The sequence below is a fragment of the Mycobacterium sp. NGS54 genome (genome assembly GCF_059812465.1).
Genome location: NZ_JCALCS010000008.1, coordinates 246,672 through 270,323, shown reverse-complemented (window position 1 = coordinate 270,323; position 23,652 = coordinate 246,672). Strand labels below are relative to the sequence as shown.

The window sequence follows — 23,652 nt, the reverse complement described above, 5'->3', positions numbered from 1 at the left end:
GACTCAGATACGGAACCGATCAGTTGTTTGTCGCTGGTGGCTGCGGCTCGAAGGGGTCGTACCACCACCAGTCGGCGCGTTCCCCGAGCGGTCCGCGGCAGGGTGGGACGGCGGGCGGCGGCCGGTTCGGCGGACGCGCGAGTGATCCCGCGCTCAGTGGTCGGCCGGTGTCGTCGGTGACGCTCAGCTGGTCAGCGGGTCCGGTGATGGTGATCAGCCCGCGGTGGTGTGCCCGATGGTGATACGGGCATAACAGCACCAGGTTGGCCAACTCGGTCGGCCCGCCGTCTTCCCAGTGCCTCAGGTGATGGGCGTGTAACCCGCGGGTGGCACCGCAGCCGGGCACCGCGCAGGTGGGATGGCGGTGCTCGAGCGCGCGGCGCAGCCTCCGATTGACCGTGCGCGTGGTGCGCCCGGCGCCGATGGGCACGCCGTCGCGTTCGAACCACACCTCACAGGTGGCATCACAGGTCAGGTACTGGCGCTCGGCATCGGACAGCAGCGGACCCAGATGCAGTGCGGCGGCACGCCGCTCGACATCGAGGTGCACCACCACCGTGGTGTGCTGCCCATGCGGGCGGCGGGTGGCGTCGGCGTCCCAGCCGGCCTCCACCAGCCGCATAAACGCATCAACAGTGTCGGGCAACGGCGGCGCCGCATCCGATGGGGCCTTGCCGTCGCCGCGGTCGCGCTTCCACTGGGCAATCAGCGCCTCGCGATGCGACGCCAACGCCGCATCGAACGTCGCCGCCTCGTCGCGGGGCAGGCTGATCCGCCAACAGCTGCCCTCCTCGCTCGAAGTCTTGGTGATCGAGCGCCCCGCCTCGGGGCGAGGATCGGGTTGTGGGCGCGGTTCAAGCTTGATCGCGGTGCGCAGCTGAGTGACCGTGGCCACCGCGGCCAATTGCGCGTAATGCTCATCCGAACCCTCACCCGCGCGGGCGGCGATCACCCCGACCTGATCCAGCGACAACCGCCCCTGGCGCAAGGCCCGGGTGCACCGCGGAAACTCCTGCACCCGGCCCGCCACCGTCGCGATCGTGTGCGCGTTGGCCGGCGAACAGCCGGTCTTCCAGGCCACCAACGCCGGTATCGACCGCGCCCCGGTATTACCCCACAATCCGTCGCGATCGATCTCGGCGACGATCTCCACAATGCGCCCATCAATCGCATTGCGTTGACCGCACAACTCCGCCAACTCCTCAAACAGCACGTCAAGACGCGTCGGAGTATTCACCACCCAAGCGCCAACAGATGGGGTTGAAGACATAAACCCCATCCTCGCAGCCGGGTACGACAAGTTTTCGGCTACGAAACCCGGGCCGGGATCCCCATCATTGCGGGTGGCCGGCCACGTACTCCGCAGCGGGGATCGGCGACGACGCGGCGTAGCCGATGGGCAGCAGCACGTCGCCGGCGGTGGTGTTGCAGTAGACGTCCCAGCGGTAGTAGCCGACAAAAGTCGCGGGATCGGACCCGATGAGGGCCGCGTATTGATCGACCGCGCGCACGTATTCGTTTGCGTGGTTGTACCGGTAGATCGCGTGATCGCGGTCGGTGGAAAAACCGTTGGCGGCCAGGTAGCGGCCCGCCGCCACGATGCTGTCGTGGGGCGAGTTGATGTCGCCGCCCTGCCCGTAGGTGGCAAACGTGCCGGGCAGGAACTGCATGGGCCCCTGCGCGCCGGCGGTGCTCAAGCCATGGATGCTGCCGAGGCGGGTTTCGACGAGGTTGATGGCGGCCAGGTAGTTCCAGCCGACGCCGGATTCCGACTCCGCCTGGTGGTAGTAGCCCAGCAGTTCGTCGGCCGGGGCCGGTGGCTCGATGCTCCACGCGGGCAGCGTGTCCCGGACGGCCGTCATCGCGGTGAGTTGCCGGCGGGCGTCGACGTTGCGGTCGTAGACATCGAGCAGCGCCGTCGGGATCCGCGGTCGGATGGTCGCGTCCCAATCGGGGTGGCGCCCGATAGCGCGATATGCCGCCTGCTCGCGGTGCGCCGCCGCCACCAGCGCGGCCTCCCCCGTCGACGCGTCACGCAGCGCGTGCTCGTCGGCGACGAGGTCGTCGGCCACCTGCGCGGGGTCCGACGCCAGCTGGGGCTGCGCGCCGGCGGGGATGCTCGGCGCCTCGGGCCGCAACGTGGTCGTGGCGCATGCCGTTGGAGCCGGCGCCCATGCCAGGGCGACCAGGATCGCGCCGAGGACAAGCAGCGTGGCGCGCGGTTTACCGCTCACAGTGTGCCTCCCGTTCGATCCGACTCGGGGTAGGACAACGGTAGCGATACCGCCGGCCGAAGCTATGCGCTATCGCCGATTCCCGCGCCGGCGGCCGTCACCGGCTCGAGCGGCGGTTGCCGCCGGGCCGGCAAACTGGCTCCGGCGGCTTCGTCGCGGCCCAGCGCGATTGCGGCCGCCGCCATCGCCGCCACCGCGACGGTAAGGACCAGCGCCGCCGACCCCCGGACCGCCAGGTGCTCCCCGAGTACCACGACACCCAGCACCACCGCGACGATCGGTTCGCCGACCAGCATGATCGGTACGGACGCCTGCAACGCGCCGGCGTGAAACGCCGCCTGCTGCACCACCGTGAGCGACGCGGCCAGCGCGACCAGCACATAGGGAGCGGGCACGGTCAGCAGCCCGTGCCAGCCGCCCACGGCGAAGCGGTGCGTGCAGATCTTGGTCAGCACCGCGATCATGCCCAGCAGGACGGCCACCGGGACCGCCAGCAGCATGGCGCGGGGGCGGCCGGCGGTGCGGCGGGCCGCGGCGACGCAGCCGATCACCAGCGGCACGGTCGTCAGCAACGCGATCGTCCACCCCGGCACCGGCGCCCGGTTATGGCCTTCGCGAGGCTGGCCGACTAGCACGAACACGGCCAGGGCGGCGGTCAACAGGATCGCCCAGCCCCAGTCGGCCCAACTGATCCGCTGGTGACACATCCTCGCGCTCATCGGCAGCGCGAACAGCAGCGACGACACCAGTAGCGGTTGCACCAAGAGCAAGGAGCCGTTGGCCAGGGCCAGGGCCTGGAAGATGTAACCGGCGACCGCGGCCAGCGTGCCCGCCCACCACAACGGTTCGCGGACCAGGGTGGTGGCCATCGTGGCCGACATGGCTTTGTCGTCGGGAACGCCTTGGGCGACTCGTTGCCGAACGACGATGCCCACCGCGGCCCAGAATGCGGCGAGCAACGCCGACGCGATCGCCACCGCGTGCGACGCCACCCACCCCATGGCCGGGTGCATACCCGGCATTCAAGCGATGTGAAACTCCGCCGTCGAGGGGGCGCGACTCACCGATAGAAGATCGTCGTCCCGACGCCGCCGGGGCTATACGAGCTGTACACCGGGTGTTCGAGGAAGGGCGGCGCCCCGGTGTTCATGACGTACGGCGAGGGTGTCAGCGTCAGATCAGTTGTAAACGGTCGCGCCGCCCGTGGCGTAGTCGATGTAGACCGGGTGGTCCTGGAAGATCAGGTTTCCGGTATTCATCAGCCCGCTCGTGATCGGCGTCGGGAAGTAGTCCCCGTTGTAGGTGTACGAGTACAACAGGTGCATACCGCTGGCGTCGTAGACGTTGATCGTCTGTCCGGGCAACGCGCCAAGGCTCGACGGCAGCGTTCCCTCCACGCCTCCGGAGTCGACGATCGACGAAACGGTTTGCAGAGGTCCGCCATTTACCTGCACTTGCAGGTTGGTGATCGGCATTTGCGGCAGATCCGCCAACACAGTGTGCGTTGTGGAGACCGTCGATGGGCTACCGAACTGCAGATAAGGATTGGCGGTGGTCTGGTTGATCAGCAAACCCTGGTTGTAGGGCGACGGGAGCGCCTGGAGCGGAATGCTGGGACCGGGGCCGCCCGCGTTCGGTCCGACCCCCAAGACGCCGGACGCGCCGTCGGAAGCGAAGAACGACTGGAACGTCAGCCCGTTGGTCATCGCGGACTGGATGGACACCGGGAAAGCCAGGAACTCGACGTTGACCGGGGTCGACGCGGTGATCAGCCCGCCGCCGAAATTCACCGGCGCGTTGTAGGTCAGGTAAATGTAATCCAGACCGCCGCTGTAACCCCCGATGCCGCCCCCGATGGGGATGCCGAGCTGGAGGACGCCCAACAGTCCGCCGACCTTCGTGAAGGGTATGACGAGGCCCTCGGATCCGGTGTCGACCAGCAACGGCGCCGGCGACCCGGCGCCGACCGAGGCGTTCACCAACGGCTCGGTCCCGCCGAAGACCGTCAGCGGGGCGGTTGCGGTGCCGCCGCTCACTGTCGCGCTGGTGCCGAGCGACTGCGGCCCGGTGGGGATGATTTGGCGCCCGAACAAGATGTCGGTCGGGAAATTGATGATGTCGGCGGCGTAGGTTTCGGCGCGTCCGACCAGGCCCGCAATGGGATTGCTGGCCGCGGGGGTCAGCAAGCCAAGCGCCGCCGGGGCGGCGGCGGCCGGGTTGAGGGTGCCGGAAACTGCGGCGGACGCCTGGGCCGGCAGCGCCTGTACCGCGGACGCCCACGACGACAGTTGGGCCGCGGCGGCCGAAACCCCGCCGTGGTAGCCGACCATCGCCGACACGTCCTGGGCCCACATCTCCTCGTAGGAGGCTTCGGCGGCGGCGATCGCGGGCGCGTTCTGGCCGAACAGGTTCGAGAACACCAGTTGGACCAGCTGGTTCCGGTTCGCGGCGACCACCACGGGATGCACCGTCGCGGCCAGGGCGGACTCGAATTCGCTGGCGACCACTTGCGCCTGCGCGGCGGCCGTTTGCGCTTGGATCGACGCCGCGTTAAGCGTGCCGGCGTACTGGGCCGCGGTCGACAGCATCGCCGCCGAGGCGGGCCCCTGCCAGGCGTCGGCGGCCAGCCCCGAGGTGATCGACGAGAACGACTGAGCCGCGGTACCCAATTCGGCGGCAAGCCCGTCCCACGCCGCGGACGCGGCCAGCATCGGCCCCGGGCCGGCGCCCGAATGGAGCAGAGACGAAATGATCTCTGGCGGTGACGTCAGAAAACTCATCCCCCGGGTGTCCTTCCGTTCTGCCCCTCGACCACGTCTTCACCGGGAACGGGCACCTCACGCCACCAGCCGGTACGCCAGACTCTAGGGAAAACCGATCCAAAATTCTCGGGATTAACCAAACGTTTGCGTGACGGCGGCCACGACTACCGTGGCGCCGTGACCGACCGTCAGCAGCGCGCGATGTCCTTCGGATCGATTGCCGAAAACTACGACGGGCTGCGGCCGCAACCCCCGCGGCCGGCGGTGGACTGGCTGGTTCCACCGGGTTGCGGGGTGGCCGTCGACCTCGGTGCGGGCACCGGGCTGTTCACCCGCACCCTGGTGGACAAGGCCGCGCAGGTCATCGCCGTCGAACCCGACGCGCGCATGCGAAGGGTCCTGACGGCCCGGTCGCCCGGCGTGCGCGTCCTCGAGGGCCGCGGCGAGGAGATTCCGCTTCCCGACGCCTCCGCGGACGCGGTGTTCGTCTCGTCGGCGTGGCACTGGATGGACCATGAGCGGGCCGTGCCCGAGATCGGCCGGGTGCTGCGCGACGGCGGCCGGCTCGGCCTGATCTGGACGAGCCGGGACCGCGAGGTGGGCTGGGTGCGCGAGCTGGACCGGCTGCCGGGCGACGAGGTGCCCGCCGACGCGGCTGACCGCGCGCGCCGGCGGTTGGACTTCGTCCTTCCGCTGCCGGCGATGTTCCGCAACTTCGCCCGCGAGACGTTCCGGTTCACCCGAACCATGACGATCGACGATGCCGTCGCGATGCTGGGCACCTACAGCCGGGTCATCGTCGCGTCCCCCGACGAACGCGCCCGGCGGCTGGCCGCGGCGCGGGCGGCCCTGGATGCGCGGTTCCCCGGCGCCGACGCGGTCGACATACCGATGCAGGCGCGCTGCTGGCGCGCCGATCGGATCGCACGCGGCGTCGGGCTTTGAGACACCGCATGCGCTGCCATCGGCGGCGGTATGTCAGCATTTGGAAATGAATTCACGCAGGCTTGCCCGCATCGTTGGAGTTTCGGCCGTGACGGCGTGGGCCGCGCTCAGCGTGCCCGTCGTCATTCCGGCCGCATCCGCCGATCCCTGCACCGACGTCGCGGTGGTCTTCGCCCGCGGCACCCACCAGGAGCCCGGCCTCGGCAACATGGGGCAGGCGTTCGTCGACTCGCTCACGGCGCAGCTCGGGGGGCGGTCGGTCAGCGTCTACGCCGTCAATTACCCGGCGAACGACGACTACCACAACAGCGCGACGGCCGGCTCCAACGACGCGAGCGCGCACATCCAGGACGTCGCCGCCAGCTGCCCCAACACGAAAATGGTGCTCGGCGGATATTCGCAGGGCTCGACGGTGATCGACCTCGCCAGCCAGACGTTGCCGGGCCCGGTGGCCGATCACGTCGCCGCCGTCGCCCTGTTCGGCGAGCCGACCAGCGGGTTCTCCAGCATGTTGTGGGGAGGCCAGCCGCTTCCGACGATCAGCCCGGCGCTCGTCGGCCGGACCATCAGCCTGTGCGCCCCCGACGACCCGATCTGCTCCCCCGGCGGCAACATCTTGTCGCACATGTCGTACATCGACTCCGGGATGGTCAACCAGGCCGCGACGTTCGCCGCCGGCAAGATCGGTCAGGCGCCCGCCCGGTCACAGAACGGCTAGCCGCCTCCGAGCCCCGTGAGATCCCTCGTCGCGGTTCGGATCCTGATCGCCGTGGTGCTCGGGACCGCCGTCGCATTGGCGGTGGGCAATACCGTCGGCTGGCGATTCGCCCTCGTCGGCTGGGTCGTCACCGCCGCCGTGTATGTGGTGTGGACCTGGCTGCTGCTGGGCCGAATGGACGCCGACCGAACCCGCGAATACGTGACCCGCGAGGACCCCACCCGCTGGATCGCCGACACCGTCGTCGTGTCGGCAAGCCTCGCGAGCCTGGTCGGGGTCGCCTACGTGGTGGCGGCGGGGTCGCGCTCCGGCGCCGCGGCCGTCGCGGCCGCCCTGCTGGGAATCCTGGCGGTCACGGCGTCCTGGTTCGCGGTGCACACGTTGTTCACCGTGCACTACGCGCGGCTCTACTACTCGGACGAACCGGGCGGGATCAACTTTCACGACCCGGAGCCGCCCCGGTTCAGCGACTTCGCGTATCTGGCCTTCACCGTCGGCATGACCTACCAGGTATCCGACACCGAGATCGGGCTGACGTCCATCCGCTCGACGGTGTTGCGCCAGGCGCTGCTGTCCTATCTGCTTGGCGCCGTTGTCCTTGCGGTCACCATCAATTTGATCGCCGGGCTCGGTTCCAAGCTGTGACGCCGGGCTAATCTGGCTGGCATGGCCATCGAGTCCACCATGCTCGCCCTCGGCACCCCCGCGCCGCCGTTCTCGCTGCCCGACCCGGCCACCGGCAATACGGTCAGCCTCGACGACCTCACCGGCCCCGCGCTCGTCGTCACCTTCATCTGCAACCACTGCCCGTACGTCAAGCACGTCGCAGCCGGGCTCGCCGCGCTGGGCCGTGACCTCGCGGACCAGGGCGTCGCGATGGTCGGCATCTCGAGCAACGACGTGGTCACCTATCCGCAGGACGGCCCCGAGCAGATGGCCGCCGAGGCCCGCGCCCACGGCTGGACGTTCCCCTACCTCTACGACGAGAGCCAGGACGTCGCGCGCGCCTTTTCAGCGGCCTGCACGCCCGACACTTTCGTCTTCGACGGCGACCGCCGCCTCGTCTACCGCGGACAGCTCGACGACTCCCGGCCGGGAAACAACAAGCCGGTGACGGCCGCCGACGTCCGGGCGGCGGTCGAAGCGGTGCTCGCCGGCAGGCCGGTCGACGCCGATCAACGGCCGTCGATCGGGTGCGGCATCAAGTGGCGCGGAGCCTGATTCGCGCGTTTGGGCGCTCTGTGCGCGGGTATCGCAACAGCAGTTATGACCGCGCAACCCCCCGACCCCGATCCCGCACAAACCCCCGACCTCGAGACGGGCGGAGGCGTCACGCCGGGCGCAACCCCGCCGGCCGCGCCGCAGACCTCCGGTGTGGCCGAAGCCCAACCACCCAATCGCGGGCGATTCACCCGCGGGTCGGCCCTCACGGTCATCGCCGTTTGCGTCTTCGTCGTGGCCTTCGCCGCGGTGGCGGTGCTGCTCGTCATGAAAATACTCGGGCTGACGGGCTGAGGTTCCCGGCTAACGGGGCAAAAATTTCGCGATGGCTGTCGCGGCGCGTCACGCCCAAGTAGTCTCGCGCGCATAGGGTCGGTGGCCGGACGGGCGGAAGGCTCGGGACATGCGGTTTGTGGTCGATCTGAACAAATGCCAGGGCTATGCCCAGTGCGTTCCGCTAGCGCCCGAGGTGCTGAAGCTTGTCGGCGAGGAGGCCCTGGCCTACGACCCCAACCCCGACGACTCGCAGCGCCAGCGCGTGTTGCGCGCCGCGGCGTCCTGTCCGGTTCAGGCCATCATCCTGGAAGTCGATCCGCCGGCGGACCGGGACACCAGGTGATCACGACCCCGCTCGTGAGCCAGCTCGTCGAAACCTTCAAGACGCAGGGGCGCATAGTCATCGTGGGTGCGTCGCTGGCCGGTTTGCGCGCTGCGGAAACGTTGCGGGAGAAAGGTTTTCGCGGTCCGCTCACCATCATCGGCGACGAGCCGCACGAACCCTATGACCGGCCGCCGCTGTCCAAGCAGGTCTTGAAGGGATGGGTGCCCGCCGACCACACGAAGCTGCCCCGCCTGTGTCCGGTCGACGCGCAATGGCGGCTCGGCGTCGCGGCGGTAGGGCTGGACCGGTCAAACCGCCAGGTGCTGCTGGCCGACGGCGACCGGGTGGATTACGACCGGCTGCTGATCGCCACCGGCACCCGGGCACGCCCGTGGTTCAACCCGCACGAGGCCGCCCTGGACGGCGTGTTCACCGTGCGCACGTGTGACGACGCGGCGAAGCTTGCCACCGCGCTCCGGGAGCGACCGCGCCGGGTGCTGATCGTGGGTTCGGGTTTCGTGGGCTCCGAAATCGCTTCGGTGTGCCGCGATCTCGACCTGCCAGTGACCGTCGCCGAGCGCGGCAAGGCGCCGCTGTCCGGCGCGCTGGGTGGCGTGATCGGCGACATCGCCGCGCAGATGCAGATCGACGCCGGCGTCGATCTGCGAACGGGTGTTGCGGTGCAGGGCCTCGACGGTGACGCCGGCGGCCATGTTCGCAAGGCCCGGCTGTCCGACGGCACCGTGCTCGACGTCGACGTGGTGGTGGCCTGCCTGGGCTCGATCCGCAACGTGGAATGGCTCGATGGCGCGCAGCTGGCGAGCGGGTTCTGGGGGCTGGCCTGCGACGCCGGGTGCCGCGCCTTCGACATCAACGGTGTGGTGACCGACAACATCTTCGTGGCGGGCGATGTGGCGCGCGCGCCGCACGTCCTCTACGAGTACCAGTTCATGTCTCAAGAGCATTGGGACAACGCCGTTTTCGGTGCCGAGGTGGCGGCCAACAACATGATCACCCTGGAGATGGGCCGGCGGCCGCACCTGCCGCTGCCGTCGTTCTGGTCCGGCCAATTCGGCGTCAACATCAAGAGCGTCGGGGTGTGCTCCTTCGGCGAGGAGATCGTGTTCACCCAGGGCTCGGTCGAGCAACGCAGGTTCGCGGCCGCCTACGGTCACCGCGGCCGCGTCGTCGGGGCGGTGACGTTCAACCACGGCAAATGGCTGCCCTATTACGCCTCGCTGATCGAACGATCCGCACCGTTCCCGCCGCCCCCGCCGGGCTACGACCGGGCGGCCATCTCGGAGCCGATGCCGGCCCGGTTTCCCGACCCCCGCGAACCGACCGCCCTTCCCGACGTGGTGCTGACCGGGCACGACCCAACCTCGCGCGGCGCCGAATTCCGGCCCAGAAGCCGCTGAGCCCAGGAGCCGACGATGAATGCCGAAACCGCCTGGGCCGAGGCGATGAAGTTCGAGAACCGCCCGAACCCGTACCCGTACTTCGAGCAATTGCGCGACACACCGGTGGCCAAGGTCGCCGAAAAGACCTACGCCGTAACCGGTTATCGCGAATTGCTCGCGTTGGCACACGACCCGCGGATCAGCTCCGACATCAGCCGCAGCCCGGCGGGCTTGGGCGGTGACAAACCCGAACCCGAGCCCGGCAGCGAGCACATGCAGGCCTACGGCCGCGCGCCCAGCATCATCGTCTCCGACCCACCCGATCACGACCGGGCCCGCCGGCAGGTCATGCGTCACTTCGGTCCGCCGCACTCCCCCGACCTGATTCCCGGCATGGAACCGTTCATCGTGCAGCTGGCCAACGAGTCGCTGGACAAGGTCAAAGCCCGGGCCGGCACCCGCCTGGACGTGGTGGAGGACTTCGCATACCCGATACCCGTCGCCGTCATCTGCAGGATCCTCGGCGTGCCCGTCGAGGACGAGCCGATGTTCCACGCCTGGATCTTCGACTTCATGAGGGGCACGGATCTCGGCCCGGAGGGCGGCACCGACGAGGGCCGGGCGCTGGCCGAAAAAGGCCGCGCCAGCACCGCGGCATTGCAGGACTACCTGGGTGGCTTGGTGCAGAGCTACGCGGAAACGCCCGGCGAGGGCCTGCTGTCCAGGCTGTTGCACGACGATGGGCCCGACGGTCCGATGACGGTGCGGGAGACGACGTCGAACGCCATGCTGCTGTTGGTCGCGGGGCACGACTCCACCGTCAACACCATCACCAACTGTGTGATGACGCTGCTGCGCAACCCCGGTTCCTGGGATCTGATGCGGCAGCGCCCGGAGCTGATCCCGCGCGCCATCGAAGAGGTACAGCGCCTGCAGTCCGCGGTGCAGTTCTTCCCCAGCCGCAGCGCCACTGCCGACATCGAGATCGGAGCGACGGTGATCCCGGCCGGGTCGGCGGTGCACCTCGTCTACGCCGCGGCCAATCGGGATCCCCGCCGGTTCGACAACCCCGATCGTTTCGATCCGCTACGTGAGGACAACGAGCATTTCGGCTGGGGCAGCGGCATTCACACCTGCATGGGCGGCCCGCTGGCGCGCCTGGAGGTCAACCTGGCGCTGGAAACGTTTCTCCGCCGGGTCGAGTCTCCGAGGCTCGTCGTCGACCCGCCGCCGTATCGGCACAATCAGGTGTTCCGCGGGCCGCGACACCTTTGGGTGGATTTCGCCGCGATCGCCGACTGAGCTTGGTTACGCGATGGTGACGCGGTCACCGACCCGGATGACGCCCTGCCCCACCACCTCCAGGTACGCCCCGGCGCACGGCTGCGGCCCGTGACCGCCCGTGTCCCAACGGTTCTCGGCGGCGGGAGTGCGAAGCGCGTGCGGGGCCCGCGGCAACGGACCGTGCTCGAGTGTCGGCACCACGCACCGTGAGGTGGCCGTCAGCGCGCGCAGCCGCGCCTCGCCCACCACGAGTTCCCTTCCGGCCCAGTCGTTTTCGGTATACGGGGGGTGGCCCGGCGGGGTCGCGATCACCAGGTTCGGCCGGTAGCGCAGCGCCTCCACGCCGATGTGCTCGAGGGTGGCCGTGGTGATCGCGTGCAGCGGGGCCTCGTCGGTGAACGAGTCGCCCGGGGTCGCCTGGGCGATCTCCAGGATGCGGCCGCCGACCTCGGCGCCCAACCCGAGCTCGAGCAGCTGCTCGGGATCCGGGCGTTCCAGCGTCGCGCCCTGCGGTCGCTGCCTGACCAGTCGCACCGTCCGGCCCAACAGCCGCGAGAGCACGTCGTCGACTCCGGGGTCGTCGGCCGTGAGGTCGGTCCCGTCGGGCAGCCTGATCCTGACGCGCCCGGTGTCGGCGTGGGCCGTGCATTTCAGCAGCCCACGCCACAGGCGCGCCTGTTTGGCGCTGGCCACATGGCCGGTTTCGGCGTCGATCAGCGCGAGCCGCCGGTCGCCCTCGGCGCCGCCTTCGTCGACGAACAGGGAGTCCACGGCTTCGCCGAGCATCGACTTCACCGGATAGCGGCGCAAACTCTCCACACGCATGTGCACCGCAGCGAGATCTTCCACTGCCTATCCCCCGCAAGAGACACGTCATTCACCGTCAGGGGAGACAGTACTGGGGCGCGCAGCGGCGACTAGCCCGGGCAGTAGGTGGATTCCGCCGCGCTGACCCAGCCGGTCATGTCGGCGAACGAGAAGCCCTTCGCGCTCATGCTGGAGTGCAGGTCGGTGGCGATCGCATCGGGCGTCTTGCCGGCCATCCGGTCGGCGCAGACCGCGTGTCCCATCGCGATCATGTCGGAGTCGGCCGACGAGGGCCAGCTGAATCCGAGGGTTTTCAGTTTCGCGAGGTATGCGTCGTCCGTGGAGTCGGCCGATGCAATCGCGGTGCTTGCTGTCAGGGCGGCGCCGACCATCACAGGAATAGTCAGTTTGGCCAGCCATCGAGGTGCAAACATTTCGTTCCCCTTTTCTTGTCGGCGCCCAAGGTGTCGTCAGTATATGGCTGTTCACGCTAATCGATCACCAAAGATTTCGAAACTTGAGAGCAGCCAATTGCGAGGTGATGGCGATCGAGCAGAGCCGGTTCCCTGACCGCCGACGCCCCGGAAGGCGGCAACAAGCGCATCGCGAGTTGGCAGGAATGCAACGCCGGCGAATACACCGCGTAACCAACCGGTGCGTAGCTTCAGCAGCCTTCAAATGGCAACTGTTGCCCTGATCGACAATTTGCTAGGGGATCTGATTCAGGAGTTTTCTTTTCTGTTCTGTGAATTCCTCGTCGGTGAGGATTCCCGAGTCACGCAGCGAGGCAAGTTCCCGGAGCTCGGCGGCCACGCTCGTGATCGGTCCGCCGGCCGGGGCTTCCGGGGGCGCCTTCTTGTCGGTGGTCGTCGGCGCCCCGATCCGCTCCCGGCGGGCCGGGCCAGCGCCCGCGCCGCCGGTGCCGGCCATCGCGCGCCCGGCCATGCCCGCCAGGGCCATCTGGCTGAACAGGCTGCCCATGCTGCCGGTGGAGGCCTCGGCGGCGGCGCCCATGCTGGTGGCCGGCAATGCGACCGCCAGGGGCCGTATCATCGTTGTCTCGGCCGCCCAGGCGGGCGGAACCGACAGCGCCCCAATCGTTTTCGCCTCGGCGAGGCCGGCGGTGGCCGCTGACCCGCCGGCCAGGTTCGTGATCACCGGGAACGGCGACGGCGGCACAGGCGCCGTCCCCGGCCACGCCTGGATCCCCGCCCAACCGCTGACGATGTCGTCGGTGTGGAAACCGGTCAGCGCACCGGCAACGTCGAACGGCAGCGCCGGTAGCGCCACTCCGGTGTCGACCCCGAGGCCCGCCGCACTCAATTCAGGGTCGATGAAGACCCCGCTCAGGTTGGCCAGCACGGCCAGCAGATCGAGGGGCCCGAACTGGGCCGGGGTGGCCGCGAGGCTGCTCAGCGCGGCGGGCACTGCGGCGATCGCCTGCGGCACGCTCGACACGGCGCTCTGCGCGTTTCCCGCGGAGGTGCCGCCGGCTTGCGCCACCGCCGCGGCCTGGGCGGCCGGCCCGGCGGGACTGGTGTTTCGCGGCGGCGGCGAGAACGGCGTCAGCGCCGTCGCCAACGCCGACGCGGCGGCATAGCCGTACATGGCGGCGGCGTCCTGGGCCCACATCTCGGCGTACTGCGCCTCGGTCGTCGCGATGGCGGGGGTGTTCTGCCCGAAGATGTTCGTCGAGACCAGCGCCAGCAGCAGGCTGCGGTTGGCCGCGACCACCGGCGGCGGGATCGTCTCGGCGAAGGCCGCCTCGTAGGCGCCGGCCGCGGCTTTGGCCTGGGTGGCGGCCTGTTCGGCCTGCGTGGCGGAGGTTCTCGTCCACGCCAGGTATGGGGCGGCCGCGGCGGCCATCAACCCTGAGGCCGGGCCCAGCCAGGGGCCGGCGGTCAGCGCCGCGACCTCCGATTGGTAGGAGCTCGCCGCCGCGTGCAGGGCGGCGGCCAGCCCATCCCATGCCGACGCGGCGGCCAGCAACGGCCCCGAGCCTGGGCCGGTGTACATCCGGGTGGAGTTGATCTCGGGCGGCAGCGCTGCGAAGTCCATGTCGTTCCCTCCGATCGAGTCAAAACGCCGCCAGGGCGCTGGCGGCCTCGGTGACGACTAGTTGGGCGGCGCGGCCAAAACCGGGCCGGCAAAGGATCGCACGTCCCTCAGTAGTACATGTCCGGCGCGTGAATGTAGCCGATACCCCGCCAAACGGACGTGTTAACGGGTGGTGTCCGACGGCCGCCCCTGTGCGACCCCGGATCGGGTCGTGTAGAAGAGTCTCGTGGACGCGCCGCAGCCCAAACCATTCGACACGCCGAGGCTGCGCGAAGCGATGGTCAGCCGGCTCTACCGCCGATCGATGGCCGAGGGCCAAATTTCGGTGCCCGCCGTGCCCGGCATGATCGACGAGTACTCGCAGCTGTGCGCGAACCTGTGCGCGACCCTGGGTGTGCCGTACACGCCCGAACAAGCTCGTCAGCTCAACCAGGTGCTGGAGGCCGAGCTGGCGAAGGCTTTCAAGGCGTCCCAGCGGTCGGAGATCGTCATCTCGTTTCAGGTTCCCTTCGGAACGGGCCTGAACTACCGCGTCAAGGCCGAATGGCGCACGGTCGAGGCCGATTACGACAACTGGGTTGCCACCCGGCAGCCGCCGCTGTTCGGCCACGAGCCCGACGCGCGCGTGCTGGCGCTGGCCTGCGAAGCGGCCGACCCGGCGAGCTGCCGGGTGCTGGACGTCGGCGCCGGAACGGGGCGCAACGCCATCGCCCTGGCCCGGCGTGGCCATCCGGTGGACGCGGTCGAAATGGCGCCGAAGTTCGCCGACCTCATGCGCGCGGAGGTGGAGGGCGAATCGCTCGGCGTGCGCGTCATGCAGAGCGACGTCTTCACCGCGATGGAGGGCGTGCACGACGAGTACCAGCTGATGGTGCTCTCCGAGGTGGTGCCCGACTTCCGGACCCCCCACGAGTTGCGCGGCGTGTTCGAACTCGCCGCCGATGTGGTGGCGCCCGGCGGACGCCTGGTGTTCAACGCGTTCGTGCCGAAGCCCGGCTACACCCCCGACCACGCCGCGCTCGAGCTCGGGCAGCAGTGCAACACCATGATCTTCACCCGTGACGAGTTGACGAACGCGGCGGCCGGGCTGCCCTTCGAGTTGATCGCCGACGATTCGGCCTACGACTACGAGAAGGCACACCTGCCCGAGGGCGCTTGGCCGCCGACGGGCTGGTTCGAGAGCTGGGCCAGCGGCCTCGACGTGTTCGACGTCCCGCGCGAAGAATCCCCGATCGAGTTGCGCTGGCTCGTCTACCGGAAGACGGCCTGAATCCTTCTCGCCAAACGAATTGCACGCCCTCAGGACACGGTCGGCGCGGGGGTTTGAGCTGTCAGGTCCCGGGTGGCCGGGCCTTCCAGCAAGGTGCCGTCGGGGGCGAATCGCGACCCGTGCAGCGGGCACTCCCACGCCTCGTCGGCGTCGTTCCAGTTGACGATTCCACCCAGGTGCGGGCACACCGGCGACACGCGGTGCTCGGTTCCGTCGACGCGGCAGCGGGCCTCCAGATGCCACGGCGGCCCGCTCACCACGCCGCCCTCGCCGTTGACCGGGCTGCGACGGCCGGTGCGCATCGCCGGGGTGATCCAGCCCTTCGCCAGGTCGAAGCCCACCTCGAGGTTGGCCTGCAGGGCCATCAGCAGGCCCGACAGCTCGTGCGGACTCCAGCTGGCGAACGCGCTCGACCAGTCCATCCGCCCGCCCAGGATGCGGCTGGACAGCGCCAACGCCGCCGCGGCGCCGTTGGTCATGCCCCACTTGTTGAATCCCGTTGCGACGAAGATGGCTTCGGTGTTCGGCAGGATGGGGCCCACATACGGCAGGTAGTCGATGGGCGTGTAGTCCTGCGCCGACCAGAAGTGGGTCTGCACGGACCCGGGGTAGTGCTTTTGCGCCCACGACGAGAGCTCGGCCAAGGATTTCGACGGGCTCTTCTTGCGACCCACCGTGTGGCCGGCCCCGCCCACGATCAGCCGCTCCCCGTCCGCCACGGGCGCATAGCGGACCGACCGCGTCGGCGAATCGGTGGAGATCATCATCGGCCGGGTGATGTTGCCGGGGACCTTGAACGCAAGGCAGTAGGACCGGCTCGGCTTCAGCCGCGCGAAATACCCGCCGCGATCCAGGATCGGGATTCCGGTGGCGAGCACCAGCTGCCCGGCCCGTAGCTCGACGTCCCGCCCCGCGGCGTCGTTGACGTGCACGCGCACCCCCTTGCCGCGCCAGGACACGCGCCGGACTCGGGTGTGCTCGACCAGTCGTCCACCGCGGCCGAGTAACTCGGTGGCCAGCGAGTCCAGGAACGGCATGGGGTCGAACTGGGCCTGGTCGGGCAGCCGCACGCCGCCGTGATACGGAAACGGCACGTCCGCGTCGTCGTCCCACACGGCGCCCAGGCCCACCGCCTGGCAGGCCGCCAGTTCCGCGCGCGCGGACAGGACGCCCCGCGCGGATTGGGCGTAGGTGTAGGCGTCCTCGCGCTGCACGGCGACGCCATTGGCCTCGCAGTGCTGCAGCACCCACTCCTGGCCCTCGCGATTGCCGCACACGTAGGCGCGGGCCACGTCCGGGCCGTGCCTGGGCAGCAGCTTCGACAGCTGGCTGCCCTGCAGCAGACTGATCTTGGCGGTGGTGTTTCCCGTCGCGCAGGAACCGACGGTGCGCGCCTCGACCACCAACACGTCCTTGCCGGCGCGGGCCAGCAGAACGGCGGTCATCAGCCCGGTGATCCCGGCACCGACGACGATGACGTCGGCGGAACGTGGGCCGTCATCAAGCCGGCTTGCGGCCCAAGGCGGTTCGGCGCGGTCGGTCAGCCATAAAGAAGTCACGGCTGGGCTGATACCCGCGCAGCGGCGACGGAAACTGGTCGCCGCCGGCGGGACCGCATTCACGCCCTCTTGAGCTGCGCTTTCGCCTCTTTGACCGATTCGGCGGCCGCGCGGCTGGCCCGCTTCGCCTTGTCGTAGTCGGCCTCTGCCCTGTTGAATTCGCGCTCGGCCTTGCGCAGGGTCGCGCGCGCCTCGTCGCGTTCGGCTTGCCGCCGCGCCAGGGCGTCGTCGGCGGCGGCCTGGGCTCTTTCGGCGTCCGCGACGGCTGCCTTCAACTTTTCCAGGCGTCGCTCCGCCGCCGTCTGCTTCGCGGGCGGCGCCGGCGCCGCGTCACCGAATCCGCCGAAACCCGACCACCGTTCGGGCTTGGCCAACCGGCCGAGCCGTTCGGTGACCTCGGGGTCGGCGATCGCGGCTTGCAGGGTGCCGGTCACGTCCTCGCGCACCGACGCCGACGGCCGTTTGACGTCGGCCGCTTCGAACGCGGCGCGGGCGAGCCCCTCGATCAGCTTGTGTTGTTCGGCGGACAACGCCCGGATGCGTTCGCCGTCCATCGCGGCATGCGCGGCGCGCAGGCGGTCACCGAGGTCGGCCAGGCGTTTCTTGGTGTCCTTTTGGCCGAGCACGACCCGGTTCACGATCCAGGCCGCCGTCGTGGGCTTGCGCGCCGCGGAGATCCGTTTGGCGGCCGCCTCGTCACCGCGCTTCTTCGCCGCGGCGGCCAACTTGGTGCGTTGCACGGTGAAAGCCTCCGGCTCCACCCAGTAGAGAGTGTCGAGTTCGTCGGCCATGACCCCATGATCCCCCGACGTTTCAGGGAGAACGCCCTGGGCTATTTGATGCACATGATCGCGCTCCGCTCGGCAAATCGATGGCTGCGCCTCTTCCTTCTGGCGGTGTTGCTTGTCGTCGCGCTTGTCGGCGGCTGCGCGAAGCACGGCGCCGCATCGAAACCGCCTGAGCCGGCACGGATCAAGTTCATCCCCGCCTCGGGCGCACACGACGTCGACCCTGTCGCGCCCGTGCTGGTCAAGGCCGACGGAGGGACGCTGGTGGGTGTCCGCATGGTCAACGAGAGCGGCAAGGCGATCGACGGCGTGATGACCCCGGACAACACGGTCTGGAAGCCCACCGTGCCGCTGGGCTACGGGCGCACCTACACGCTGACGGTCACCAGCCGGGGCTCGAACGGCGTTGACAACACGCAGGTTTCGTCGTTCTCGACGCTAAAGCCGTCCAACCAGACCAAGGTCTCGTTCACCACCACCTCGGAGGCCGCGCTGCACGACGGCGGCACCTACGGCGTCGGAATGGTGGTCGTCGCCCACTTCGACGAGCAGATCGCGGACCGGGCCGCCGCCGAGCGACAGCTGAGCGTGACCACCAATCCCCCGGTGCAGGGTTCGTGGTTCTGGGTCGACAGCCAAAACGCGCATTGGCGACCCGAGCACTACTACGCCCCGGGAACGTCGGTCACCGCCGAAGCCAAGATCTATGGAATCGCCTTGGGCGACGGGCTATTCGGGCAAGACGACACGCGGGTGTCGTTCCGGATCGGCGACGCGCACATCTCCATCGCCGACGACGCCACCAAGCAAGTCAGCGTCTTCGACAACGGCAGGCTGGTTCGCACCATGCCCACCAGCATGGGCATGGGCGGCACCGAGGACGTCGGCGGCCGAAGCATCTCGCTGTGGACCCCGTCGGGCATCTACACCGTCATCGACAAGGGCAACCCCGTCGTGATGGACTCCTCGACCTTCGGCCTGCCCAAGAACTCGCGCCTCGGCTATCGCGAGACCATCAACTACGCGACGAAGATCAGCACCGACGGCATCTACCTGCACGAGCTGGACGCGACGGTGTGGGCCCAGGGCCACCGCGACACCTCGCACGGGTGCCTGAACCTCAACGCCGACAACGCTAAGTGGTTCTACGACTTCTCGGTGCCCGGAGACGTCGTCGAGGTCCGCAACAGCGGCGGGCCGCCGTTGACGCTGGCCCAGAACGGTGACTGGACGCTCAGCTGGGACCAGTGGCGCGGCGGCAGCGCCTTGAAGTCCCCGTAACCCCTTCTGCTGCAACATCCTTCGTCCCTCCACCCCCAGCGGAAGGGCACGGTTCACCAGATATTCGCGAGCTCTCCCCCAGGAAAGTCTTGACTGATTCCAAATAAGGGAGTGATATGGACCACATGTCCTCATCGGCGAGTTCCGCGGAGCGGCTGCGCCTGGCCGACCTGCGCGTGACCCGCCCCCGGGTCGCCGTCCTCGAGGCGGTGCACGCCAACCCGCACGCCGACACCGACACGATCTTCAACGCCGTGCGCGGGGAGTTGCCCGACGTTTCGCGCCAGGCCGTGTACGACGTGCTCAGCGCGCTGACCGCCGCGGGCCTGGTACGACGCATCCAGCCATTGGGGCTGGTCGCCCGCTACGAATCCCGCGTCGGCGACAACCACCACCACGTGGTGTGCCGCGCCTGCGGGATCATCACCGATGTCGACTGCGCGGTCGGCGAGGCGCCGTGCCTGACCCCGTCGGACGACAACAACGTTCTGGATGGCTTCGTCCTCGACGAGGCCGAAGTCATCTATTGGGGCATGTGCCCCGACTGCTCGACGGCAGAGTCCTGATCACTCCCGTGATCGCAGCCCGATTCACCTAACACCGAAAGGAATGTTGTGTCTGAGAGTGAAAACCCGGTAATCCCGGCGCCCGAGCCCAAATCGCACGGGCCGCTGACGAATCGGGACTGGTGGCCCAACCAGATCGACGTGTCGACGCTGCACCCGCACTCCCCCCAGTCCAACCCGCTGGGCGACGACTTCGACTACGCCGCGGAATTCGCCAAGCTCGACGTCGACGCGTTGAAGGCGGACGTCATCTCGGTGATGACCACCTCCCAGGACTGGTGGCCCGCCGACTACGGGCACTACGGCGGCCTGTTCATCCGGATGAGCTGGCACGCCGCGGGTACCTACCGCATTCACGACGGCCGCGGCGGTGGTGGCCAGGGCATGCAGCGCTTCGCCCCGCTCAACAGCTGGCCGGACAACGTCAGCCTGGACAAGGCCCGCCGGCTGCTGTGGCCGGTCAAGAAGAAGTACGGCAACAAGATCTCCTGGGCCGACCTGATCATCTTCGCCGGCAACTGCGCCCTGGAGTCGATGGGCTTCAAGACCTTCGGCTTCGCCTTCGGCCGCGAGGACGTCTGGGAGCCCGAAGAGATCCTCTGGGGCGAGGAGGACGAATGGCTGGGCACCAACAAGCGCTACTCCGGTAAGCGGGATCTCGCGCAGCCGTACGGCGCAACCACCATGGGCCTGATCTACGTGAATCCCGAAGGGCCCGAGGGCAAGCCGGACCCGATCGCCGCGGCGATCGACATCCGCGAGACGTTCGGCCGGATGGCGATGAACGACGAGGAGACGGCCGCGCTCATCGTGGGTGGGCACAGCTTCGGCAAGACCCACGGCGCCGGTGGCGGCGATCTGGTGGGTCCCGAGCCGGAGGCCGCCCCGATCGAGCAGCAAGGGCTGGGCTGGAAGAGCTCGTACGGCAGCGGCGTGGGCAAGGACGCCATCACCAGCGGCCTCGAGGTGGTCTGGACGCCCACCCCGACCAAGTGGGACAACACCTTCCTGGAGACCCTGTACGGCTACGAGTGGGAGCTGACCAAGAGCCCCGGCGACGCCTGGCAGTTCGTCGCCAAGGACGGCGCCGGTGCGGGCACCATCCCCGACCCGTTCGGCGGCCCGGGCCGCGCCCCGACGATGCTGGTGACCGACATCTCGATGCGCGAGTCCCCGATCTACCGCGACATCACGCGGCGCTGGCTCGATCATCCCGAGGAGCTGACCGAGGCGTTCGCCAAGGCCTGGTACAAGCTGCTGCATCGCGACATGGGGCCGATCAGCCGCTACCTCGGGCCGTGGGTCGCCGAGCCGCAGCTGTGGCAGGACCCGGTTCCCGCCGTCGACCACGAGCTGGTCGACGACAAGGACGTCGCCGGGCTGAAGAGCAAGGTGCTCGACTCCGGCCTGTCGGTGCCGCAACTGGTCAAGACGGCCTGGTCGGCGGCGTCGAGCTACCGCAACACCGACAAGCGCGGCGGCGCCAACGGGGCGCGGCTGCGCCTGGAGCCGCAGCGCAACTGGGAGGTCAACGAGCCCTCCGAGCTGGACAAGGTGCTGCCCGTGCTGGAGAAGATCCAGCAGGACTTCAACGCGTCGGCTTCGGGCGGCAAGAAGATCTCCTTGGCGGACCTGATCGTGCTGGCCGGCTCGGCGGCCGTGGAGAAGGCGGCCAAGGACGCCGGCTACGAGATCGCGGTGCACTTCGCGCCGGGTCGCACCGACGCCTCGCAGGAGAGCACCGACGTGGAGTCGTTCGCGGTGCTCGAACCGCGGGCCGACGGGTTCCGCAACTACATCCGTGCCGGCGAGAAGGCGCCACTGGAGCAGTTGCTGGTGGAGCGGGCCTACCTGCTGGGCGTGACCGGGCCCGAAATGACGGTGCTCGTCGGCGGGCTGCGTGCCCTCGGCGCGAACCACGGCGGCAGTAAGCACGGCGTGTTCACCGACCGGCCCGGCACCCTGACCAACGACTTCTTCGTCAACCTGGTCGACATGGACAACGCGTGGAAGGCATCGGAGACGGCGGAGAACGTCTACGAGGTGGTGGATCGCGCCACGGGGCAGCAAAAGTGGACGGCCACCGCCAACGACCTGGTGTTCGGGTCGAACTCGGTGCTGCGCGCGCTGTCCGAGGTCTACGCCCAGGACGACAACCAGGGGAAGTTCGTCGAGGACTTCGTCGCGGCCTGGGTGAAGGTCATGAACGCCGACCGATTCGACCTCAAGTAACGCCCGGAATCCGTTAACACCCGGCGCCCCGCGAGCTACCGACTCGCGGGGCGTCGGGTATTTCGGGCGCAGTGAGGCCAGCCACACTATTACCCACGGGTAACCTACGAAGGCGTAAGTTGCGTACCGTGGCTAAAAGGCCGATGCGTCCGACTACCAAAGCTGGGTAAACGGTTGACATGAGCGAATTGCAATATCTCGAACTTCACGGAGACCGGATCGCCTACCGTGATGCCGGCGACGGCCCTGCCCTGTTGCTGATACACGGGATGGCCGGCAGTTCCGCGACATGGCATGCGATCATTCCGCGGCTGTCAAAGAAATACCGCGTCATCGCGCCAGATCTGCTCGGCCACGGCATGTCCGCGAAACCGCGCGGGGACTACTCGCTGGGGGCCTTCGCCGTCTTTCTGCGCGACCTGCTCGACGAACTCGGGGTGGACCGGGCAACGGTGATTGGGCAGTCGCTCGGCGGCGGCATCGCGATGCAGTTCACCCACCAGCACCGGGACCATTGCGAGCGGCTTGCCCTCATCGGCAGCGGTGGCCTTGGCCCCGACCTGAGCCCCCTACTTCGGATTTTGTCCGCGCCGGGCGCTGAGTTCTTGCTGCCGGTCGTCGCGCCGCAGCCGGTGCTGAATCTGGGGAACAAGGTTCGTTCCTGGCTGACCTCGGCCGGCATTCAGGCGCCGAGGGCCGGTGAGATGTGGAACGCGTATTCCTCGTTGTCGGACGCACGGACCCGTCAGGCGTTCTTGCGGACCTTGCGCTCAGTGGTCGACTACCGCGGTCAAGCCGTCAGCGCGATCAACAAACTTCATGTCGCGGCCGGCTTGCCCACCTTGTTGATCTGGGGTGATCGCGACGGGATCATTCCCGTCGCGCATGCCTATGCCGCCCATGACGCGCTGGAAGGCAGCCGCCTCGAGGTGCTCGAGGGTGTCGGACACTTTCCTCACGTGGAAGCGCCAATGGCCGTGGCGGAAATTCTGGAGGACTTCATCGCCTCCACCACCCCGCAGGAGACCACCGACAGTTCGGTTCGGCTGGGGATGTAGAGCCGGATCAGCGGGAAAGGTCCCACTGGCCGTAGTCGGCCGCGAGGACGTCGTCGATGTCCACGTTGATCCCGCCCAGCAGCGGGCTCGGGTTCGACGGGCTGTTGACCACGGCCTGATAGAGCACCGCCGCCGGCTCGCGCTCCCCGTTCGACCACGACCTGGTCTGCCACGCCCAGCGGTGGCCCGGGGTGGTCGAGTTCCCGATGACGCCGTCACGGATCGCCCACCCGCAGGCCCGGGAATGCCCATAGATGCCGGTGCGACCCACGCCCAATACCGAGTTGATGCCCCGAAACCATTGCACCGCAGAGCCATTCCAGGTGTTCTCGTCGATGTTGTCGTCGACGCTGAAGAAGATCGGGGCCGAGGCCGTCCCCCCCGCCGCGTTGTGCAGTTGCTGGGCGGTGTGCGCGTCGGCCACCCCGCCGTCGTACCCGCGGGTGTAATCCGACGGGTCGGGCCAGCCGGGTTTGCCGTACTGGAAGTTGCTGACGATCTGAAGGCCCGCGGCGCGCAGCGCGTCCGCGTACTCGCGCGTGATCGGCTTGGCCTCGAAGTTCGCGCCCGGCCGCGACGCGGACACGTAGTTCACCACCCCGCCGTAGCCGGCCGACTTGATCTCGTCGGGCGCAATCCTCTTCTCGGCGAAATCGATCAGCTGTAGGTTGGCCGCCGACGCCTGCTGCTGCGCGAGCGGCGCGGCCAGGCTCAGCAGAGCCGGCGCGAACGCGTATTTGAGGGCGTCGCGTCGCGAGACCGATCGCCATCCGCCGTGCACGGCGCGATGGTAACAAACGGGACCCAGTTCAGAACCCGTGCTCGGCTTGGGTGAATTGCGCGGCGCGCCGCGCGGGCGCGCCCGAAG

Annotated in this window: 23 protein-coding genes; 13 read left to right on the top strand and 10 right to left on the bottom strand. The window is 68.7% G+C overall.

Annotated features, from left to right (window positions below; genetic code table 11):
* Positions 1-19 precede the first annotated feature (19 nt).
* The 4 genes from AC5Y5E_RS25950 to AC5Y5E_RS25935 all read right to left on the bottom strand — a co-directional run bounded on the left by AC5Y5E_RS25950 (position 20) and on the right by AC5Y5E_RS25935 (position 5,014).
* Positions 20-1,270: an HNH endonuclease signature motif containing protein gene (locus tag AC5Y5E_RS25950; RefSeq protein ID WP_499906127.1), complete on the bottom strand. Its 1,251-nt coding sequence runs from the start codon at positions 1,268-1,270 to the stop codon at positions 20-22.
* A gap of 64 nt (positions 1,271-1,334) precedes the next feature.
* Positions 1,335-2,234, bottom strand: a complete 900-nt coding sequence (locus AC5Y5E_RS25945; protein ID WP_499906125.1) for a lytic transglycosylase domain-containing protein — start codon at positions 2,232-2,234, stop codon at positions 1,335-1,337.
* Positions 2,235-2,296: 62 nt separating this feature from the next.
* Positions 2,297-3,256: a DMT family transporter gene (locus AC5Y5E_RS25940; protein ID WP_499906123.1), complete on the bottom strand. Its 960-nt coding sequence runs from the start codon at positions 3,254-3,256 to the stop codon at positions 2,297-2,299.
* A 156-nt stretch (positions 3,257-3,412) separates the two neighbouring features.
* Complete coding sequence (locus tag AC5Y5E_RS25935; RefSeq protein ID WP_499906121.1) at positions 3,413-5,014, bottom strand: PecA family PE domain-processing aspartic protease; 1,602 nt, start codon at positions 5,012-5,014, stop codon at positions 3,413-3,415.
* A 159-nt stretch (positions 5,015-5,173) separates the two neighbouring features.
* Between AC5Y5E_RS25935 and AC5Y5E_RS25930 the strand changes: the two genes are divergently transcribed.
* From AC5Y5E_RS25930 to AC5Y5E_RS25895, 8 genes are all read left to right on the top strand, one after another.
* Positions 5,174-5,941, top strand: coding sequence for a class I SAM-dependent methyltransferase (locus AC5Y5E_RS25930; RefSeq protein ID WP_499906119.1), 768 nt, complete (start codon positions 5,174-5,176; stop codon positions 5,939-5,941).
* Between the two features lie 46 nt (positions 5,942-5,987).
* Complete coding sequence (locus AC5Y5E_RS25925) at positions 5,988-6,659, top strand: cutinase family protein (RefSeq protein WP_499906117.1); 672 nt, start codon at positions 5,988-5,990, stop codon at positions 6,657-6,659.
* A 15-nt stretch (positions 6,660-6,674) separates the two neighbouring features.
* Complete coding sequence (locus AC5Y5E_RS25920) at positions 6,675-7,304, top strand: DUF1345 domain-containing protein (RefSeq protein WP_499906116.1); 630 nt, start codon at positions 6,675-6,677, stop codon at positions 7,302-7,304.
* Positions 7,305-7,325: 21 nt separating this feature from the next.
* Positions 7,326-7,880 carry a thioredoxin family protein gene (locus AC5Y5E_RS25915; RefSeq protein WP_499906115.1) on the top strand — a complete coding sequence of 185 codons (555 nt, stop codon included), beginning with the start codon at positions 7,326-7,328 and terminating at the stop codon, positions 7,878-7,880.
* 45 nt (positions 7,881-7,925) lie between these two features.
* Positions 7,926-8,174, top strand: a complete 249-nt coding sequence (locus tag AC5Y5E_RS25910; RefSeq protein ID WP_499906113.1) for a DUF6480 family protein — start codon at positions 7,926-7,928, stop codon at positions 8,172-8,174.
* A gap of 109 nt (positions 8,175-8,283) precedes the next feature.
* Positions 8,284-8,499: a ferredoxin gene (locus tag AC5Y5E_RS25905; RefSeq protein WP_499906112.1), complete on the top strand. Its 216-nt coding sequence runs from the start codon at positions 8,284-8,286 to the stop codon at positions 8,497-8,499.
* 14 nt (positions 8,500-8,513) lie between these two features.
* The gene (locus tag AC5Y5E_RS25900) at positions 8,514-9,899 is read left to right on the top strand and encodes an NAD(P)/FAD-dependent oxidoreductase (RefSeq protein ID WP_499906110.1); all 1,386 of its coding nucleotides are present in this window, start codon (positions 8,514-8,516) and stop codon (positions 9,897-9,899) included.
* Between the two features lie 15 nt (positions 9,900-9,914).
* The gene (locus tag AC5Y5E_RS25895) at positions 9,915-11,183 is read left to right on the top strand and encodes a cytochrome P450 (RefSeq protein WP_499906109.1); all 1,269 of its coding nucleotides are present in this window, start codon (positions 9,915-9,917) and stop codon (positions 11,181-11,183) included.
* A gap of 6 nt (positions 11,184-11,189) precedes the next feature.
* On the opposite strand, the gene AC5Y5E_RS25890 is transcribed toward AC5Y5E_RS25895, so the two are convergent.
* The 3 genes from AC5Y5E_RS25890 to AC5Y5E_RS25880 all read right to left on the bottom strand — a co-directional run bounded on the left by AC5Y5E_RS25890 (position 11,190) and on the right by AC5Y5E_RS25880 (position 14,030).
* Positions 11,190-11,990, bottom strand: coding sequence for an MOSC domain-containing protein (locus AC5Y5E_RS25890; RefSeq protein WP_499906403.1), 801 nt, complete (start codon positions 11,988-11,990; stop codon positions 11,190-11,192).
* Positions 11,991-12,082: 92 nt separating this feature from the next.
* Positions 12,083-12,364: a DUF732 domain-containing protein gene (locus tag AC5Y5E_RS25885; RefSeq protein WP_499906108.1), complete on the bottom strand. Its 282-nt coding sequence runs from the start codon at positions 12,362-12,364 to the stop codon at positions 12,083-12,085.
* A 316-nt stretch (positions 12,365-12,680) separates the two neighbouring features.
* Entirely contained in the window at positions 12,681-14,030 is a 1,350-nt protein-coding gene (locus tag AC5Y5E_RS25880; protein WP_499906106.1) for a PPE family protein, SVP subgroup, read from the bottom strand.
* 277 nt (positions 14,031-14,307) lie between these two features.
* Here AC5Y5E_RS25880 and AC5Y5E_RS25875 point away from each other — a divergent pair, with 277 nt between their 5' ends.
* Complete coding sequence (locus AC5Y5E_RS25875; RefSeq protein ID WP_499906401.1) at positions 14,308-15,300, top strand: class I SAM-dependent methyltransferase; 993 nt, start codon at positions 14,308-14,310, stop codon at positions 15,298-15,300.
* Between the two features lie 29 nt (positions 15,301-15,329).
* Here the strand turns inward: AC5Y5E_RS25875 and AC5Y5E_RS25870 are convergent, their stop codons facing one another.
* A complete protein-coding gene (locus AC5Y5E_RS25870) occupies positions 15,330-16,859 on the bottom strand; it encodes an FAD-dependent oxidoreductase (RefSeq protein WP_499906104.1) in 1,530 nt (509 codons plus the stop codon).
* A 59-nt stretch (positions 16,860-16,918) separates the two neighbouring features.
* The gene (locus tag AC5Y5E_RS25865) at positions 16,919-17,650 is read right to left on the bottom strand and encodes a hypothetical protein (RefSeq protein WP_499906102.1); all 732 of its coding nucleotides are present in this window, start codon (positions 17,648-17,650) and stop codon (positions 16,919-16,921) included.
* Between the two features lie 48 nt (positions 17,651-17,698).
* Here AC5Y5E_RS25865 and AC5Y5E_RS25860 point away from each other — a divergent pair, with 48 nt between their 5' ends.
* The 4 genes from AC5Y5E_RS25860 (at position 17,699) to AC5Y5E_RS25845 (ending at position 22,784) form a co-directional block, all read left to right on the top strand.
* Entirely contained in the window at positions 17,699-18,928 is a 1,230-nt protein-coding gene (locus tag AC5Y5E_RS25860; RefSeq protein WP_499906399.1) for a L,D-transpeptidase, read from the top strand.
* Positions 18,929-19,053: 125 nt separating this feature from the next.
* The gene (locus tag AC5Y5E_RS25855) at positions 19,054-19,494 is read left to right on the top strand and encodes a Fur family transcriptional regulator (protein WP_499906397.1); all 441 of its coding nucleotides are present in this window, start codon (positions 19,054-19,056) and stop codon (positions 19,492-19,494) included.
* Positions 19,495-19,542: 48 nt separating this feature from the next.
* Positions 19,543-21,726: a catalase/peroxidase HPI gene (katG, locus tag AC5Y5E_RS25850; RefSeq protein ID WP_499906101.1), complete on the top strand. Its 2,184-nt coding sequence runs from the start codon at positions 19,543-19,545 to the stop codon at positions 21,724-21,726.
* Between the two features lie 179 nt (positions 21,727-21,905).
* Positions 21,906-22,784: an alpha/beta fold hydrolase gene (locus AC5Y5E_RS25845; RefSeq protein ID WP_499906099.1), complete on the top strand. Its 879-nt coding sequence runs from the start codon at positions 21,906-21,908 to the stop codon at positions 22,782-22,784.
* Between the two features lie 7 nt (positions 22,785-22,791).
* Here AC5Y5E_RS25845 and AC5Y5E_RS25840 read toward each other — a convergent pair whose 3' ends face one another.
* Positions 22,792-23,592, bottom strand: coding sequence for a DUF1906 domain-containing protein (locus tag AC5Y5E_RS25840; protein WP_499906395.1), 801 nt, complete (start codon positions 23,590-23,592; stop codon positions 22,792-22,794).
* Between the last annotated feature and the right edge of the window lie 60 nt (positions 23,593-23,652).

Bases quoted from the DNA above. Each gene is read 5' to 3' on its own strand.
- AC5Y5E_RS25875 (WP_499906401.1), top strand. From the start codon at position 14,308: ATGGTCAGCCGGCTCTACCGCCGATCGATGGCCGAGGGCCAAATTTCG.
- AC5Y5E_RS25925 (WP_499906117.1), top strand. From the start codon at position 5,988: ATGAATTCACGCAGGCTTGCCCGCATCGTTGGAGTTTCGGCCGTGACG.
- AC5Y5E_RS25860 (WP_499906399.1), top strand. From the start codon at position 17,699: ATGCACATGATCGCGCTCCGCTCGGCAAATCGATGGCTGCGCCTCTTC.
- AC5Y5E_RS25885 (WP_499906108.1), bottom strand. From the start codon at position 12,364: ATGGTCGGCGCCGCCCTGACAGCAAGCACCGCGATTGCATCGGCCGAC.
- AC5Y5E_RS25915 (WP_499906115.1), top strand. From the start codon at position 7,326: ATGGCCATCGAGTCCACCATGCTCGCCCTCGGCACCCCCGCGCCGCCG.
- AC5Y5E_RS25855 (WP_499906397.1), top strand. From the start codon at position 19,054: ATGTCCTCATCGGCGAGTTCCGCGGAGCGGCTGCGCCTGGCCGACCTG.
- AC5Y5E_RS25880 (WP_499906106.1), bottom strand. From the start codon at position 14,030: ATGGACTTCGCAGCGCTGCCGCCCGAGATCAACTCCACCCGGATGTAC.
- AC5Y5E_RS25910 (WP_499906113.1), top strand. From the start codon at position 7,926: ATGACCGCGCAACCCCCCGACCCCGATCCCGCACAAACCCCCGACCTC.
- AC5Y5E_RS25940 (WP_499906123.1), bottom strand. From the start codon at position 3,256: ATGCCGGGTATGCACCCGGCCATGGGGTGGGTGGCGTCGCACGCGGTG.
- AC5Y5E_RS25890 (WP_499906403.1), bottom strand. From the start codon at position 11,990: ATGCGTGTGGAGAGTTTGCGCCGCTATCCGGTGAAGTCGATGCTCGGC.
- AC5Y5E_RS25935 (WP_499906121.1), bottom strand. From the start codon at position 5,014: ATGAGTTTTCTGACGTCACCGCCAGAGATCATTTCGTCTCTGCTCCAT.
- AC5Y5E_RS25845 (WP_499906099.1), top strand. From the start codon at position 21,906: ATGAGCGAATTGCAATATCTCGAACTTCACGGAGACCGGATCGCCTAC.
- AC5Y5E_RS25950 (WP_499906127.1), bottom strand. From the start codon at position 1,270: ATGTCTTCAACCCCATCTGTTGGCGCTTGGGTGGTGAATACTCCGACG.
- AC5Y5E_RS25895 (WP_499906109.1), top strand. From the start codon at position 9,915: ATGAATGCCGAAACCGCCTGGGCCGAGGCGATGAAGTTCGAGAACCGC.
- AC5Y5E_RS25905 (WP_499906112.1), top strand. From the start codon at position 8,284: ATGCGGTTTGTGGTCGATCTGAACAAATGCCAGGGCTATGCCCAGTGC.
- AC5Y5E_RS25865 (WP_499906102.1), bottom strand. From the start codon at position 17,650: ATGGCCGACGAACTCGACACTCTCTACTGGGTGGAGCCGGAGGCTTTC.